The organism is Hydrogenophaga sp. SNF1 (assembly GCF_034421675.1).
GTDB lineage: Bacteria > Pseudomonadota > Gammaproteobacteria > Burkholderiales > Burkholderiaceae_C > Hydrogenophaga > Hydrogenophaga borbori.
Map to the genome: position 1 here is coordinate 3,945,423 of NZ_CP139793.1, position 15,341 is coordinate 3,960,763.

The 15,341-nt window shown below is 72.6% G+C and carries 15 protein-coding genes; 7 read left to right on the forward strand and 8 right to left on the reverse strand.

The window, feature by feature from the left end:
- Positions 1-10: 10 nt before the first annotated feature.
- The 4 genes from SOM08_RS18870 to SOM08_RS18885 form a co-directional block, all read right to left on the reverse strand.
- Complete coding sequence (locus tag SOM08_RS18870) at positions 11-973, reverse strand: substrate-binding domain-containing protein (protein WP_116959855.1); 963 nt, start codon at positions 971-973, stop codon at positions 11-13.
- Positions 974-1,032: 59 nt separating this feature from the next.
- Positions 1,033-2,034: an ABC transporter permease gene (locus tag SOM08_RS18875; protein WP_116959854.1), complete on the reverse strand. Its 1,002-nt coding sequence runs from the start codon at positions 2,032-2,034 to the stop codon at positions 1,033-1,035.
- Positions 2,015-3,508 (reverse strand): sugar ABC transporter ATP-binding protein, encoded by a 1,494-nt coding sequence (locus SOM08_RS18880; RefSeq protein ID WP_322469512.1) that lies wholly within the window; start codon positions 3,506-3,508, stop codon positions 2,015-2,017. The genes SOM08_RS18875 and SOM08_RS18880 overlap by 20 nt, the downstream gene beginning before the upstream one ends.
- A 140-nt stretch (positions 3,509-3,648) precedes the next feature.
- Positions 3,649-4,845 (reverse strand): ROK family transcriptional regulator, encoded by a 1,197-nt coding sequence (locus SOM08_RS18885; protein ID WP_181936512.1) that lies wholly within the window; start codon positions 4,843-4,845, stop codon positions 3,649-3,651.
- Between the two features lie 151 nt (positions 4,846-4,996).
- Here SOM08_RS18885 and SOM08_RS18890 point away from each other — a divergent pair, with 151 nt between their 5' ends.
- Complete coding sequence (locus SOM08_RS18890) at positions 4,997-5,335, forward strand: hypothetical protein (RefSeq protein ID WP_116959850.1); 339 nt, start codon at positions 4,997-4,999, stop codon at positions 5,333-5,335.
- A 35-nt stretch (positions 5,336-5,370) separates the two neighbouring features.
- Here the strand turns inward: SOM08_RS18890 and SOM08_RS18895 are convergent, their stop codons facing one another.
- The gene (locus SOM08_RS18895; protein WP_116959848.1) at positions 5,371-6,774 is read right to left on the reverse strand and encodes a PLP-dependent aminotransferase family protein; all 1,404 of its coding nucleotides are present in this window, start codon (positions 6,772-6,774) and stop codon (positions 5,371-5,373) included.
- 107 nt (positions 6,775-6,881) lie between these two features.
- Here SOM08_RS18895 and SOM08_RS18900 point away from each other — a divergent pair, with 107 nt between their 5' ends.
- The 3 genes from SOM08_RS18900 to SOM08_RS18910 are packed head-to-tail and all read left to right on the forward strand — an operon-like array spanning position 6,882 to position 9,087.
- Entirely contained in the window at positions 6,882-7,631 is a 750-nt protein-coding gene (locus SOM08_RS18900; protein WP_416186971.1) for a c-type cytochrome, read from the forward strand.
- On the forward strand, positions 7,628-8,890 hold the full coding sequence (locus SOM08_RS18905) for a cytochrome c (protein ID WP_322469513.1): 1,263 nt from the start codon (positions 7,628-7,630) through the stop codon (positions 8,888-8,890). Before SOM08_RS18900 ends, SOM08_RS18905 begins: the two co-directional genes overlap by 4 nt.
- Before the next feature lie 14 nt (positions 8,891-8,904).
- Complete coding sequence (locus SOM08_RS18910; RefSeq protein ID WP_116959842.1) at positions 8,905-9,087, forward strand: DUF2970 domain-containing protein; 183 nt, start codon at positions 8,905-8,907, stop codon at positions 9,085-9,087.
- A 59-nt stretch (positions 9,088-9,146) separates the two neighbouring features.
- Here SOM08_RS18910 and SOM08_RS18915 read toward each other — a convergent pair whose 3' ends face one another.
- From SOM08_RS18915 to SOM08_RS18925, 3 genes are all read right to left on the reverse strand, one after another.
- Complete coding sequence (locus SOM08_RS18915; RefSeq protein WP_322469514.1) at positions 9,147-10,016, reverse strand: hypothetical protein; 870 nt, start codon at positions 10,014-10,016, stop codon at positions 9,147-9,149.
- A 5-nt stretch (positions 10,017-10,021) separates the two neighbouring features.
- On the reverse strand, positions 10,022-11,017 hold the full coding sequence (locus SOM08_RS18920; RefSeq protein ID WP_322469515.1) for a hypothetical protein: 996 nt from the start codon (positions 11,015-11,017) through the stop codon (positions 10,022-10,024).
- Positions 11,018-11,097: 80 nt separating this feature from the next.
- Entirely contained in the window at positions 11,098-11,499 is a 402-nt protein-coding gene (locus SOM08_RS18925; protein WP_116959838.1) for a GreA/GreB family elongation factor, read from the reverse strand.
- A 363-nt stretch (positions 11,500-11,862) separates the two neighbouring features.
- Between SOM08_RS18925 and SOM08_RS18930 the strand changes: the two genes are divergently transcribed.
- The 3 genes from SOM08_RS18930 to SOM08_RS18940 all read left to right on the forward strand — a co-directional run bounded on the left by SOM08_RS18930 (position 11,863) and on the right by SOM08_RS18940 (position 15,306).
- Positions 11,863-13,464, forward strand: coding sequence for an MFS transporter (locus SOM08_RS18930; protein WP_116959836.1), 1,602 nt, complete (start codon positions 11,863-11,865; stop codon positions 13,462-13,464).
- Positions 13,465-13,732: 268 nt separating this feature from the next.
- Complete coding sequence (locus tag SOM08_RS18935; RefSeq protein ID WP_116959834.1) at positions 13,733-14,449, forward strand: glutathione S-transferase family protein; 717 nt, start codon at positions 13,733-13,735, stop codon at positions 14,447-14,449.
- Positions 14,446-15,306, forward strand: a complete 861-nt coding sequence (locus SOM08_RS18940) for an extradiol ring-cleavage dioxygenase (protein ID WP_322469516.1) — start codon at positions 14,446-14,448, stop codon at positions 15,304-15,306. The genes SOM08_RS18935 and SOM08_RS18940 overlap by 4 nt, the downstream gene beginning before the upstream one ends.
- Positions 15,307-15,341 lie beyond the last annotated feature (35 nt).

Genomic DNA, 15,341 nt, shown 5'->3' on the forward strand with positions numbered 1-15,341 from the left:
GAACGCCGGCTTAGAAAGGGGAATCCGGGAAGTAGAAGTCCTTGGCGTTCTGCTTGGTGATGAGCACCGAGGGCACGATGGTCGAGGCCGGCAGCTTCTCGCCCTTGCGGCGCGCCAGCGCGGTCATCTTGATCGCCTCGTAGAGGAACTTGGGCGAGTAGGACACGTTGGCCTGGATCAGCGGGTTGCTGCCGTCCATGAGCGTCTTGACCATGGACTTGGCGCCCGCGCCGCCGAACACGATCTTGATGTCCTTGCGCTTGGCCTGCTCGATGGCGCGCAGCACGCCGAAGGCCATGTCGTCGTCGGCCGCCCACACGGCGTCGATTTCCTTGAAGCGCGTGAGGAAGTCCTGCATCACCTTGAAGGCGTCGTCGCGGTTCCAGTTGCCGTGCTTGGCGTCCAGGATCTTGATGCCCGGGTGGTTCTTCATGACCGCCGTGAAGGCGTCCATGCGCTCGTTGTCGATGGTGGTGGGGATGCCGCGCAGCGCGACGATGTTGCCCTTGCCATTGAGGAACTTGGCCAGGTACTCGGCCGGCACCTTGCCGAAGGCCGTGTTGTCGCCCGAGACGTAGGCGTCCTGCGCGCTGGTGTCGGTCAGGCCGCGGTCGACCACCGTCACGTACACGCCCTTGGCCTTGACCTGCTGCACCGGACGCGTGAGCGCGGCCGATTCGAAGGGCAGGATCACCAGCGAGTCGATCTTGGTCGCGGTCACCAGGTCCTGCAGCTGGTTGGCCTGCTCGGGCGCCCCGCTGGCGGTCTTGATGGTGACCTTGATGTTGGGGTCCTTCTCCAGTTCCTTCTTCGCTTCGTTGGCCCAGTACACCAGGCCGGCGGCGAAGCTGTGGGTGGCGGCCGGGATGGCCACGCCCAGGTTCACCTTGTTCTGGGCCTGCGCCAGCAGCGGGCTGGACAGCCCCAGCGCGGCCACGGCGGCCAGCGCGAGCAGACGGGAACGGTACTTCATGCGTGTCTCCTTGAGGGGTGGTGGTGCTGACAGAGGAAAACAGGGCCTTGTTGCAAGCCCTAGGGACGCCGCCGCTGCATGAATGCGACGGCGATGATCACGAAGCCCTGCACCGCCGCGTTGAGGTACACGCTGATGATGCTTGTGAGGTTGAGGATGTTGCTGATGACCGAGAGCAGGATGGCGCCGATGACCGTGCCGCCGATGCTGCCGGCGCCGCCGCGCAGCGCGGTGCCGCCCACGATCACCGCCGCGATGGCCTCCAGCTCCCACAGCAGGCCGGTGGTGGGCGAGGCCGAGCCCAGGCGCGGCACGTACAGCAGCGTGGCGATGCCCACGCACACGCCGAGCAGGGTGTAGGTGAGCACCTTGGTGCGGTCCACGTCCACCGCGGCGTAGCGCGCCACCTGCTCGTTGGAGCCGATGGCCTGCACGTAGCGGCCGTAGGCCGTTCGCTGCAGCAGCAGCGCGCCGCCGACGGCCACCAGCGCGAACACCCACACGGGGATCGGCACGCCCAGCAGGCTGCCGTAGTAGACCGGCCCGTAGGCGTCGGCCAGGTCGTTGTCCAGCGCGAGCGCGCCGCCGTCGGCGAAGTAGGTCAGGTAGGCGCGGAAGATGCCCAGCGTGCCCAGGGTGACGATGAAGGGCTCGATGCGCCCGCGCGTGATGAGCAGGCCGTGCGCCAGGCCGAACAGCGCGCCCAGCAGCACGGCCGTGGCCATGCCCACCAGCACCAGCGCCACCGGCGGCCAGCCCAGCGGCACCAGCTTGTTCATGAGCAGGATGGTCACGCCAGCGATCAGCGCGGCCATGGAGCCCACCGACAGATCGATGCCGCCCGAGATGATGACGAAGCACATGCCCACGGCGATGATGCCGATGAAGGCCGTGCGCGTGAGCACGTTCATGGCGTTGTCCACGGTGGCGAACTCGCCATTGAGCACGGTGCCGGCGACGCACAGCAGCGCCAGGCCGAGCAGCGGGCCGAGCTTGGGCAGGCGCCGGCCGCGGCCGGTCGGGGCCGGGGCGACCCCGGCGTCAGTGCGTTCCGGTGGCATGGGCGATCAGCTCCTGTTCGTTCAGCTGCACGGCCGACAGCGTGGCCTGCAGGCGGCCCGCGCGCATCACCGCCACGCGGTGGCACAGGCCGATGAGTTCCATGAGTTCGGACGAGACCACCACCACCGCGCGGCCTTCGTCGGCCAGGCGGCGGATGAGGGCGTAGATCTCGCGCTTGGCGCCGATGTCCACGCCGCGCGTGGGCTCGTCCAGCACCACCACGCGCGGCCCGGGGTGCAGCACCTTGGCCAGCGCCAGCTTCTGCTGGTTGCCGCCCGAGAGCGATCCTGCGCTCACGTCCAGCGAGCCGCAGCGAATGCCGAACTCGCGCACCGCCTGCTCCAGCGCGGCGGCCTCGCTGGCGGGCTGGAGCCAGGGCCGCGCGTGCCGCTCCAGGGCCATGAGCGTGAGGTTCTCGCGCAGGCCGAAGCGCACGTGCAGGCCGCGGCCCTTGCGGTCCTCGCTCAGGTAGGTGAGGCCGGCGTTGGCCGCTTCGCGCGGCGAGCGCGGCCGGCAGGGAACGCCCGCGATGTCGATCGCGCGCACGGTGCGCTCGCGCAGGCCCAGCAGGCCTTCGAACAGCTCGGTGCGCCCCGCGCCCACCAGGCCGGCGAAGCCCAGGATCTCGCCCGCGCGCACCTCGAAGCTGACGTCCTGCGCCCAGCCGGGCACGCTGAGCCCCTGCACCGAGAGCAGCACCGGCGCGCCGGCCGGCACCTCGGCGCGCGGCGGGTAGAGGTCGGCCAACTCGCGGCCCACCATCAGCTTCGCCATCTGCGCGCGCGTGAGCGCGGCCGTGGGCTCGCGCGCCACGACGCGGCCGTCGCGCATCACCACCACCTCGTCCGTGAGGCGTTCCACCTCGTCGAGCTTGTGCGAGATGAAGACAACCGCGACACCCTCGTCCTTGAGACGCGCGACGAGTTCGAACAGGCGGCCGGTCTCGCCGGGCGTGAGCGTGGCCGTGGGCTCGTCCATGATGAGCACGCGCGCGCGGCGCGACAGGGCCTTGGCGATCTCCACCAGCTGGCGCTCCGCCACGATGAGTTCGCGCACGCGCGCGTCGGGGTCCAGCTGGCGCAGGCCCACGTCGTCCAGCACGCGGCGCGCCACGGCGCGCATGGCGGCGTCGTCCAGCCATTCGCCGCGCCGCTTCTCGTGGCCCAGGAAAATGTTCTGCGCCACCGTGAGGTCCTCGGCCAGGTTGAATTCCTGGTGGATCAGCACGATGCCTTCGGCCTCGGCGGCGCGCGGCCCATCGAAGCGCACCGGGCGGCCGTTGACCCGCAGCTCGCCCGCGCTGGGCGATTCATAGCCGGCCAGGATTTTCATCAGCGTGGACTTGCCGGCGCCGTTCTCGCCCAGCAGGCCGACGATGCGGCCGGGCTCGAAGGCCAGGTCCACGCCGTGCAGCACCTGCACCGCGCCGAAGCGCTTGACGATGCCCCGCAGCGCCACCCGCACGCCATTCATGTCAGCGCCCCCCGCCGGCGAGCGCAAGCCTCGCCCCCAATGCACCCGAGGAACTGGCTCCGCCAGGCCTCAGGGTGCGCCCCCCTCCCGCCGCAGGCGAGAGAGGGGGGAGCCGCGAAGCGGCGCGCGGGGTGTTTCACTTACGCCGCCTCCATCTGCCGCAGGCTTTCCTGCATGGCCAGCACGCCCGCGCCGATGAGCCCGGCGCGCTCGCCCAGCGGCGTGTACTGGATCTCCAGGTGCCGCGTGGAGAGCGCGAGCGAGCGGTGGTACACGCTCTGGCGCACGGCGGCCAGGAACAGCGGGCCCACGCGCGTGATGCCGCCGCCGATGAAGACGTGCGAGGGATTGAAGAAGTTCACCACCGAGGCCAGCATTTGCCCCACCAGCGCGCCGGCGCGCTGCACCACCTGGTTGGCCGCCATGTCGCCCGCGCGGCTGGCCTCGGCCACGTCCTGCAGGCGCAGCGGGCCGCGCTCGGCAATGAGGCGCGCCAGCCGCGGGCTCTGGCCGGCCTCGGCCGCCTCGGTGGCCATGCGCGCGATGGCGGGGCCGGCGGCCAGCGTCTCCACGCAGCCGAGGTTGCCGCAGTGGCAGCGCGGACCGTCCGGCACCACGCAGATGTGGCCCACGTCGCCGGCCGAACCGTTGGCGCCGCGGTAGACCTGCCCGTGGCAGACCACGCCGCAGCCGATGCCCGTGCCCACCTTCACCACCAGGAAGTTCTGCAGGCCGCGCTGCATGCGCCAGAGCTCGCCCAGCGCCATCACGTTGACGTCGTTGTCCACGAACACGGGCGCGCTGAAGTCGGCCGCCAGGTCGTCGCGGATGGAGTAGGCGTCCCACTGCGGCATCAGCGGCGGGTTCACGAGCTGGCCGGTGTCGAAGTCCACCGGGCCGGGCAGGCCGATGCCGATGGCGATCACCTGGCGCGGCGGCACGCCGCAGCGCGCGAGCAGCTCGCGCATGAGCGCGCGGATGCGCGAGAGCACGGGCGCGGGGCCGTCGCGCACGTCCGCGGGTTCGCTGTGGTGGGCGAGCACGGTGAGGTCGGGGCTGAGCACGCCGACCTCCAGGCCGGTGGCGCCCACGGCCACGCCGATGAGCACGCCCAGGCCCCGGCTCAGGCGCAGGGTTTCGGCGCGACGCCCGCCGGTGCTGGCGAGTTCGCCGGTCGGCTCCAGCAGGCCCTGTTCGAGCAGCTCGGCCACGGCGGCGTTGGCGCGGCTCTTGGAATACGAGGACACCGCCGCGAGCGCGTCGCGCGAGATGCCACTCGACCAGAACACGTGGTCGAGCAGTGTCTTCTCGCCGTTCTTGAGGCCTTTCCAGCTCACGTTTTGTCTCCTCTGCCTGCGCGGCGGCCTGGCATTGCCTGGGATGCTAGTGGGCCGAATTCGGCCCGAAAAGTCCGAACTTTGACCCAACTCAGGCCAAATTGAGGCGGGCCGGGGGAACGACCGGCCCATCGGCGACTCCACCTCCGCCATGAACCCCAGTGCCCTTCCCCTGCCGCCCGAGGTCTCGATCGTGGTCCTCTGCGCCGAGTGGTGCACCCAGTGCCGCGCCTTCCGCGAGGTGGCCGCCGGCCTGCCCGCCGAGGCGCTGCTCTGGGTGGACATCGAGGACGAGGGCCTGGACGCGGACGAGCTGGGCATCACCGCGTTTCCCAGCGTGGCGATCTGCCGGCCGGCCGGCGTGCTGCGCTACCTGGGGCCGGTGCGCGCGGACCGCGAGGGCTTCCTGGCGGCGGTGGCGCAGCTGCACCGGCTGCCGCCGCGCGCCATTCCGGAGCCGCTGCGGGCGGTGCTGACCGACGCGCGCTGAGCCCGCCGCCCCGGCGGCGCGGGACCGGGACGGCGTCAGCCCACCAGGCGCCCCAGGGTCTTGAGCGCCGCGTCGAGCTGCTCCAGCCGGGGATGCCCCACGTTCAGGCGCAGGTGGTGGCGAAAGCGCTTGTCCGCCGAGAACAGGGAACCCGGCGCCACGCTGATGTGCCGCGCCAGCGCCGCCTGCTGCAGCGCCATCGCGTCCACCGCGTCCGGCAGCTCCACCCACAGGAAGTAGCCGCCCTCGGGCCGCGTCACGCGCGTGCCATCGGGAAAATGCTTCTCGATGGCGAGCAGCGCGCGCTGCTGGCGCGCGGCCAGCGCGGCGCGCAGCTGGCGCAGGTGCTTGTCGAACGCGCCGTGCTGCAGAAAGTGCAGCACCGCCAGCTGCGAGGGCACCGACACCCCCAGCGTGCTCATGAACTTCAGCCGGTTCACCTGCGGCGCGAAACGCCCCGCCGACACCCAGCCTACGCGGTAGCCCGGCGCCAGCGATTTGGAAAACGAGCTGCAGTGCATCACGCCGCCCTCGCGGTCCCAGGCCTTGGCCGGCAGCGGGCGCTGCGCGCCGAAGTACAGCTCGGCGTAGACGTCGTCCTCGATCAGCGGCACGCCGTGGCGGGCGAGCAGCGCCACCATCTCGCGCTTGGCGTCCTCGGGCATGAGCGCGCCCAGCGGGTTCTGGAAATTGGGCATGAACCAGCAGGCCTTCACGGGGTGGCGCCGCAGCACCTCGGCCAGCGAGTCCAGCTGCACGCCCGTGCGCGGGTGCGTGGCCACCTCCACCGCCTTCAGCTGCAGCCGCTCCAGCGTCAGCAGGCAGCCATAAAAGGCGGGCGATTCGATGGCCACCACGTCGCCCGGCTGCGTCACCGCCTGCAGGGCGAGCGTGAGCGCCTCCATCGCGCCGCTGGTGACCACCACCTCGTCCACGCCGGTGCTCACGCCCTGCGCCACGCCGCGCAGCGCGATCTGGCGGCGCAGCTCGGCGTTGCCGGGCGTGAGGTCTTCCAGCAGCTGGCGCGGGTCGAGCCGGCGCATGGCCGCGCCCATGCCGCGCGCCAGGCGATCGAGCGGGAACAGCTCGGGCGCGGGAAAGGCCGAGCCCAGTGGCGCCACCTGGCGGTTGCGCACGGGGCCCAGCACGGCCTGCGCCACGTCGTGGATGGCCACCGGCCGCGAGCCCTGGTGCGGCGTGGCGCTGCGCGGCTCCTCGCGCGGCGCGGGCACGGCCTTCACAAAGTAGCCCGCGCGCGGGCGGGCCTCGACCAGGCCGCGCGCCTCCAGCAGGTAGTAGGCCTCGAACACCGTGGCCGGGCTCAGGCCGCGCGCGGCCACGGTGTCGCGCACCGAGGGCAGGCGGTCGCCGATGGCCAGCGTGCCGCTGGCGATGAGCGCTTCGATGTCCTTGGCGAGCGCTTCGTATTTGGTGGTCACGGGGCGGGGCTCTCTCGGTGGGCGGCCGATCTGATGCGGCTGATCCGGTCGATTTGAACGCAATCTGAGCCTACCGCCGGCGCCGCGCCGGGCGCACAGTCGGGGCCGTGACCGCCGACAAGACCCTCCACGCGCCCCGGGGCCCGCGCACCCCTTTCTGGAAAGGCCTGCTGCTGGCCGCCACCCTGGCCCTGCCCGGGCTGAGCGCCCAGGCCGCCGCGCCCCTGCCCACCGACCCGATGGCGCGGCGCATGCTGGCCTGCGTGGCCTGCCATGGTCAGGACGGGCGCGCCACCAACCAGGGCTACTTCCCGCGCATCGCGGGCAAGCCCGCGGGCTACCTCTACAACCAGCTGCAGCATTTCCGCGCGGGCCGGCGCATCAACCCGACCATGACCTACCTGGTCGACCACATGTCCGACGCCTACCTGCGCGAGATCGCCGACTACTTCGCCGGCCTGGACCTGCCTTACCCCGCGCCGCAGACCACCGGCGCGCCGCCGCCCGTGCTGGCGCGCGGCGAGCAGCTGGTGCGCCTGGGCGACCCGGCCCTGGGCATCCCCGCCTGCGCGTCCTGCCACGGCGCCGCGATGACCGGCATCCAGCCCGCCATGCCCGGCCTGCTGGGCCTGCCGCGCGACTACCTGCTGGGCCAGTTCGGTGCCTGGCGCAATGGCCAGCGCCAGGCCAGCGCGCCCGATTGCATGGGCGAGATCGCGCGCCGCCTGAGCCCCGAGGACGTAAGCGCGATGGCGGTGTGGCTGTCCTCGCAGCCCGTCACGGGCGGGCCCGCGCCGGCCAGCGCCGCGCCCGACCCCTGGCCCATGCGCTGCGGCAGCGCGGAGGTGCTGAAATGAGCGCCCGCCGCTGGACCTTCGCCGCCGTGCTGCTGCTCGGCCTCGTGGGCGCGGGCGCGCTGTGGGTGCGCCAGGCCACCGCGCTGCTGCCCATCGAGCCCGGCGCGGCCGTGCCGGTCACCGCCGAACTCGTGGAACGCGGCGCCTATCTGGCCAAGGCCGGCAACTGCGCGGCCTGCCACACCGAGCGCGGCGGCGCGGCCTACGCGGGCGGCCTGGGCATCGCCACGCCCTTCGGCACGGTGTACGCCTCCAACCTCACGCCCGACGCCGACACCGGCATCGGCCGCTGGAGCGCCGACGACCTCTGGCGCGCCTTGCACCACGGCCAGTCGCGCAACGGCCGCCTGCTCTACCCCGCCTTCCCCTACCCCGACTACGCCCGCGTGACGCGCGAGGACAGCGATGCCCTGCACGCCTACCTGATGAGCCTGCCGCCGGTGCGCGCGCCCAACCGCGTGCACGACCTGCGCTTCCCCTACGGCACGCAGACCGCGCTGGTGGCCTGGCGCACGCTGTTCTTCTCGCCCGAGCCGTTCCGCCCGGACAACACGCGGTCGGCCGAGTGGAACCGCGGCGCCTACCTGACCCTGGGCCTGGGCCATTGCATGGCCTGCCACGCGCCGCGCAACGCGCTGGGCGCCACCGCGAGCGAGCCCGACTTCAGCGGCGGACAGATCCCCATGCAGGGCTGGTACGCGCCCTCGCTGGCCTCGCCCCGGGAAGCCGGCGTGCAGGACTGGCCGCTGGCCGAGGTGGTTCGCCTGCTGCGCGACGGCCACAGCGCGCGCGGTGCCACCCTGGGCCCCATGGCCGACGTGGTGGCCGGCAGCACCCGCCACCTGGACGAGGCGGACCTCAACGCCATGGCCACCTACCTGAAGTCGCTGCCCGTGGTGGCGCCGGCCGCGCCCGACACGGAGCGGGCCGAACCCCAGGTGCTGGTGCTCGGCCAGCGCCTGTACGAGGCCAAGTGCGCGCAATGCCACGGAGAGAACGGCACCAGCGCCGCGCCCGAGTTCCCCTCGCTGGCCGGGCACCGCACGGTGACCATGGCCTCCAGCGCGAACCTGGTGCGCGTGATCGTCAGCGGCGGCTTCCCGCCCAGCACGCCCGGCAATCCCCGGCCCTATGGCATGCCGCCCTTCGGGCAGGAGCTGTCGAACGCCGAGATCGCGGCGCTGGCCAGCTACGTGCGCGGCGCCTGGGGCAACACCGCCTCGCGCGTGCTGCCGCTGGACGTGCAGAAGGTCCGGTGAAGGAGCGCCCCGCCATGCGCATCACCCGCGAAATCAGGACCGTGCTGTGGGGCCTCATCGGCGTGGCGCGGCGCAGCCGGCTGGAGGCGCCGAGCGATCACCCGCTGGTGCTGATCGCCGTGGCCTTCGTGCTGGTGCTGGTCTTCCTCGGCACGCTGGCCTTCATCGCCCTGAAGGCGCCGGGCGCGCTCGGCTGAGGCGGCCCGCTTGGCGCCGGCCGGGCGCGCTCAGGCGCTCCCCGCCCGTGCCGCCGCGCTCACGCCAGCACGGCCGGGCCGACCCAGCAACCGCTCAACAGCTCGGCCGGCCGCTCGGTGGCGATCACGCGCGCGCTGCCGGCCCAGTCCTCGCGCTGCACGCACAGGCCGGCGTACACGCCGTAGCCCGCGCCGGCCGCGATCTCGCCGTCGGCGCAGAGGCTTTCGCCGGCGCGGATCGCGCCGCGCGCGGTGATGGGTCCGCCGGCCTTGATGCCCCAGCCCGCGTCGAGGTGCGAGCCGCAATCGATCGCGCCATCGACCAGCACGCCATCGCCCGCGCGCACGCCGCCGCCCGTGCGCAGCGTGCCGCGCACGCGCAGGCTGCGGGCCACGCGCACCACACCCTGCGCCACCAGCACGCCGCCCACGCTGGCCTGCGCGCCCACGTCGAGGTCGCGGCGGCACACCAGGTCGCGCGCGATCCTCAACTGGCCACCCACGCGCAGGGCACCTTCGACGACCGCGGCCCCGGCCAGCAGGTCTCCGCCGGCCTCCAGGGTGGTGGCCTCGACCACGCCGCCGGCCGCGATGGTTTCGCCCGCCACCAGCTCGCGCCCGACCTGGATGTCGCCGCCCGCGCGGATGCCCCGGCCGGCGCGCACACGCGCGCCGGCGTCGATGCCGCCGCGCACCTCGATGGCGCCCGCGAAGACGATGGACTCGCAGGACAGCTCGTCGAGCTGCAGCACCGCGCTGGTGGGGCCGAACTGCGCCAGCAGCCAGCAGGCGTCGTCGACTCGGCCGTCGGCCACCAGCGCGTCCAGCAGCGGCTGGTAGTCCTCGCCCTGCGGGCGGTGGCGCAGGAACCAGCGGAAGCCGTCGGCGCACGGGTTCTTGGCCTTCACGAAGGCTTTGGAGAGTTCCATGGCCATCACCCCCGCCAGCCGATCGCGCGCGCGATCCACGACCACCAGGCGCCACGCGGCAGCGGCACCACCAGGGCGTCGGCGCCCTGCTCTGCGATGCCCTGCACGCGCGAGCGCGCCGCGCCCACCGACCACGGCCGCCAGCGGTGGCCGATGAGCACCATCGCGGGCCTCGTGGCGCGCAGGTGCTGGCGCAGCTGCTGCTCGACATCGCCCGCGAGCACGGTGAAAGTGGTCTCGCAGCCGGCCTCGCGCAGCGGCCGCGACAAGGTGTCCAGCGCCTGGAAGGCCTGCAGGCGCAGCTGCCGGAAGACGTGGTCGAACACCGTCAGTTCGGCGGCGTCGCCCGAGTCGGGCGGTGACACCGCGGTCTGCAGCACGTGCACCAGCTGCACCGCGCGCCCATGGGCGAACACGCGCGACCAGCGCATCAGATCGCGCTCGCGCGACAGCGGCGCCGTGCGCGCGAAGCAGCACAGCGGCGCCGCCGCCGAGGCGGTGTCCGACGCGTTCACCACCCACAGCGGCCCCTGGCCCTCGCGCAGCAGCAGCGACAGCAGGTCGGGCCCGAGGCGCGAGCGCCGCGGCCGTTCGTTGGCGTCCAGCAGACAGGTCAGGCCGGCCGCGCGCGACAGCCGCAGCAGCTGGTAGCGGCTGCGCACCTCGTGGGCCACCACCTCGACGCCGATGCCGTGCTGGCGGCGCACGAAGCGCGCGCGCTGCGCCAGCCGCGCCAGGGGATCGACCAGACCGATGGGCTGCTCGCCCGCGTAGTACGCGAGCCGCAGCCCCACGCCCAGTTCCGCCGCCGCGCGCGCCACCTTCGCCAGGTGGTCGCCGGTGACCGCCGACAGGGTGGTCAGCACCAGCAGCCAGGGCGGCGCGACCGTGTCGTTCGCGCGCGCGCCCCGTTGCGCGCGGTCGTCCGTCGCGCCGGCGCTGGCGGGCAGCGACTCGCGCAGGGCCGCGTCGTCCCAGGCAATGAGGGAAGAGAATTTCATGGCAGGTAACTCCCAGGCAGGGCCCAACCCGGTGGACATGCCACCGTCGGCCAACAAGGGGGAAGGCGCGGCGGGCGCGCCTAGGTGCTGTAGTCGCCGCTGGCTTCGGGCTGGAACAGGATGGCCTCGAGGGTCATCTCACGCTCCAGCCCGGCGGGCAGCGCGCTGCGCACGCGCTCGCCCACGCGCCGCCCGATGAGCGCGGCGCCCATGGGAGACAGCACGGAGATAAAGCCCGCGTCGGGCTCGGCGTCGCTCGGGTAGCACAGCGTCAGCTTGCGCACCTCGCCCGACGCGTGGTCGCGCACGAGCACCTGCGAATACATGGTGACCACGTCGGCGGGCACGCGCTGCGAGGGCACGAGGTCGGCCTCGGCCAGGAGATCGGCCAGGGCACCGCCACGCGCGGCGTCCTGCAGCTTGCTCAGGCGCGCGTGGTCCAGCTCGGTGAGAACACACTCACTGCGGACGATGGAAGACATGAACGGCTCCTTCGGGTCGCCGACGCCAGAAAAAGGGAACAGGCGCGCGGCAGGGATCGCACTGGCTGCTGGGCCCGGCGATGGAAGGTGTGCGTTCGAGGGGGAAGGGTTATCGCCGGGCGGAGGAATGTGCGGCCAGCAGTCGGTGGCCGCGCAGAGCCGCGGAAGGGCCCTGGACGTGACGCGCGCACGGCAGCGCACGCGCGGTGGCGCGATGCGAATGGGCGTGGATCCGGCGAGAAGGCATGCGGCGAGTCTAGGCAAGGGGCGGCGGGGCGTCAAACGGGCCGCGCAATGTCGCACGTGAGTGCGGGGTTGAACTGCGGTAGGCTCCGCAGTCTTCGCATGCCTTCGTGTCCACGCATGCCCGCCACCGACGACAGCCTCTCCCCTATCGCCCCCCTGCGCCTGCCCGTGTTCCGCCTGCTGTGGAGCACCTGGCTCGTGGCCAACCTGTGCATGTGGATGAACGACGTGGCGGCGGCGTGGATGATGACCTCGCTGACCACCACCCCCATCTGGGTGGCGCTGGTGCAGACGGCCTCGACCCTGCCGGTGTTCCTGCTCGGCCTGCCCAGCGGGGCGCTGGCCGACAACCTGGACCGCAAACGCTACTACCTGGTCACGCAGCTCTGGGTGGCGGTGGTGGCCATGGTGCTCAGCGGCTTCGTCTTCTTCGGGGTGATGTCACCGCTGCTGCTGCTGGCGCTGACCTTCGCCAACGGCATCGGCTTCGCGATGCGCTGGCCGGTGTTCTCGGCCATCGTGCCGGAGTTGGTGCCGCGCCCGCAGCTGCCGGCGGCGCTGGCCCTCAATGGCGTGGCCATGAACGCCTCGCGCATCATCGGCCCGCTGGTGGCCGGCGCGCTGATCGCGGGCGCGGGCAGCGCCTGGGTCTTTCTGCTCAACGCGGTGCTCTCGCTGGTGGCGGCGGCCGGCATCGCGCGCTGGCACCGCGAGCACAAGCCCCACCCGCTCGGGCGCGAGCGGCTGGGCACGGCCATGCGCGTGGGCTGGCAGTACGTCTCGCAGTCCTACCTTCTCAAGGGCGTGCTGCTGCGCATCTGCATCTTCTTCTTCCACTCCACGGCGCTGCTGGCCCTGCTGGCGCTGCTGGCGCGCGGCATGCAGGGCGGCGGCGCGGGCACCTTCACGCTGCTGCTGGCTTCCATGGGCGCAGGGGCCATCGTGTCGACCTTCTTCCTGCCGCGCCTGCGCCGCCGCTACCCGCGCGATGCGCTGGTGCTGCGCGGCGCGCTGCTGCAGGCCGCGGCCATGGCGGTGATGGCCCTGACCGACCGCGTCTGGGTGGCCGTGCCCGCCATGTTCTTCGGCGGCGCGGCCTGGATCACCACCGCCAACACCCTGAGCGTGTCCATCCAGATGGGTCTGCCCGACTGGGTGCGCGCGCGTGGCATGTCGATCTACCAGATGTCCATCATGGGCGCGAGCGCCAGCGGCGCCGCCCTGTGGGGCCAGATCGCCACCTGGACCAGCCTGTCGGTGGCCCTGGGCATCGCGGCCGCGAGCGGCTGGGTGGCCATGGCCCTGGCCAACCGCTGGATGCCCGACCGCGGCCCGGAGGGCGACCTCACGCCCCAGCGCGTGCTCACCACGGCAACCAGCGTCGAGTCGCCGCCCCAGCGCGGTCACATCATGCTGACCATCGAGTACCTGATCGACCCGGCGCGCGCCAAGGAATTCCGCGACCTGATGTTCAACGAAAGCCGGCGCAGCCGCCTGCGCCAGGGCGCGCTGTCCTGGGAGCTGCTGCACGACATCAACAAGCCCGGGCGTTTCGTCGAGGTCATCGTGGACGAGTCGTGGACGGACCACCTGCGCCGCTTCGACCGCTCCACCGCCGCCGACGTCGACCTGCGCGACCGCCGGCTGGCCTTCCACATCGGCCTCGAGCCGCCGCGCGTCACACGCCATCTGATGGAGACCACGGTCCGGGGCGGCTGAGGCCGCAGAGGCCGCAGAGGCCGCAGAGGCCGCAGAGGCCGCAGAGGCCGCAGAGGCCGCAGAGGCCGCAGAGGCCGCAGAGGCCGCAGAGGCCGAAGGCGCTGGCCCGGGGGCGAGGCCAGCGCCACCCCACCGCGCGCGACCGGGCGCGGGTGCACCGCGAAGCGTGGCCATTGTCCAAGTGGGTGGACAGTTTGTCCACGTCCGCCCCCCTTATCGCGGCCGGCCCCCTCCATAAAACTGCGCCCGCAGCCGACGCCACCACCCCATGAACGCCCCACCCTTTCCCCCCGAGCTCATCCTCTACTACAGCCCCAAGGCCTGTTCCCTGGCGCCCCACATCGTGCTGGAGGAGTCCGGGCTCCCCTACGCCGCCCGCGCCGTCAACATCCGCGCTGGCGAACACCTCCGCCCCGAGTACCTGCAGCTCAACCCCAGCGGCACGGTGCCCGCCCTGGCCATCGACGGGCAGATCCTGACCGAGTCGCAGGCCCTGCTGAGCTACCTCGCCGACCTGGTCCCCGAGCGCGGATTGCTGCCGCGGCCCGGCACGCTGGCGCGGGCGCGGGCCCACGAGTGGATGAACTTCATCTCCAGCAGTCTGCACGCCGCTTACCGCTCGGTCTTCCGTCCGCAAAGCTACGGCGGCGACCGCCCCGAGGTGGTCGAGGCCGTGCGCGCCCAGGGCCACGAGCGCCTGGCGCGCGCGCTGCAGACCGTGGAGCGGCGCCTGGGCGACACGCCCTATGCGCTGGGCGAGGCCTTCAGCGCGGTCGACGCCTACCTCTTCGTGTTCTACCTCTGGAGCTTCGACGAGCGGCTGAGCGGCGAGATGCCGCCCCGGCCCCGCTACCGCGCCCTGGCACAGCGGGTCTGGCAACGCGGTGCCGTGCGTCGCGTGGTGGCCCGCGAACGCGGCGTGCGCGCCTACGAGCTGCCGGCCGAGATGGCGGGCGCCGATGCGCCCCTGGCGGACCTGGCATGAGCCTCGTCTTCGCGGGCGTTTGCAGCCATGGCCCCGGCATCACCGCGCGGCGCGATCGCGCCGACCCCCGGCAACTCGCGCGGCTGGAAGCGGCCTATCAGGCCCAGCGCGAGGCGCTGCGCGCGAGCCGGCCCGATGTGCTGGTGGTGATCGCCGCCGAGCACTTCGCCAACTTCTTCATGAACAACATGCCGGCGTTCGCGGTCGGCATGGCCGACCACTACGAAGGCCCCATCGAGGACCCCGAGTGGCTGGGCATTGCACGCCGCCGCGTGCCCGGCAACAGCGCGCTCTCGCTGCAGCTGATCGAAGGCATGTCGGCCACGGTGGACCTGAGCTTCTGCGAGGAGTGGAAGCTGGACCACGGGATCATGGTGCCGCTGCACCACCTGGTGCCGCAGAACGACCTGCCCATCATTCCGGTCAACATCAACTGCCAGGGCCCTCCGCTGGCGCCGCTGCAGCGCGCCTACGCGCTCGGCGAGGCCATCCGGCGCGCCGCCGACGCCATGCCGGCGCGCGTCGCCCTGATCGGCACCGGCGGCATCTCGCACTGGCCCTGCACGCCGGACTCCGGGCGCATCAACGAGGCCTGGGACCGCGAGTTCCTGGCGCGCTGGACGCGCAACGACCGCGAGGCCCTGTGCGCCTACACCGACGAAGAGACCCAGCGCGACGGCGGCCAGGGCGGCTACGAAATTCGCACCTTCATCGCGGTGGCCGGCGCCTGCGCGGGCCACACCGGCGAGGTCTGGTGCTACGAGCCCATCCCCATCTTCGCCTGCGGCTGCTCCATCGGCGTGATGGCCACGGGAGCAGAGGCCACGACCGCGCGCGCGAGCGCCGCGCTGGCCTGACAACCCTTTCCCCACGAGGCACAGCCGTGCCGCAT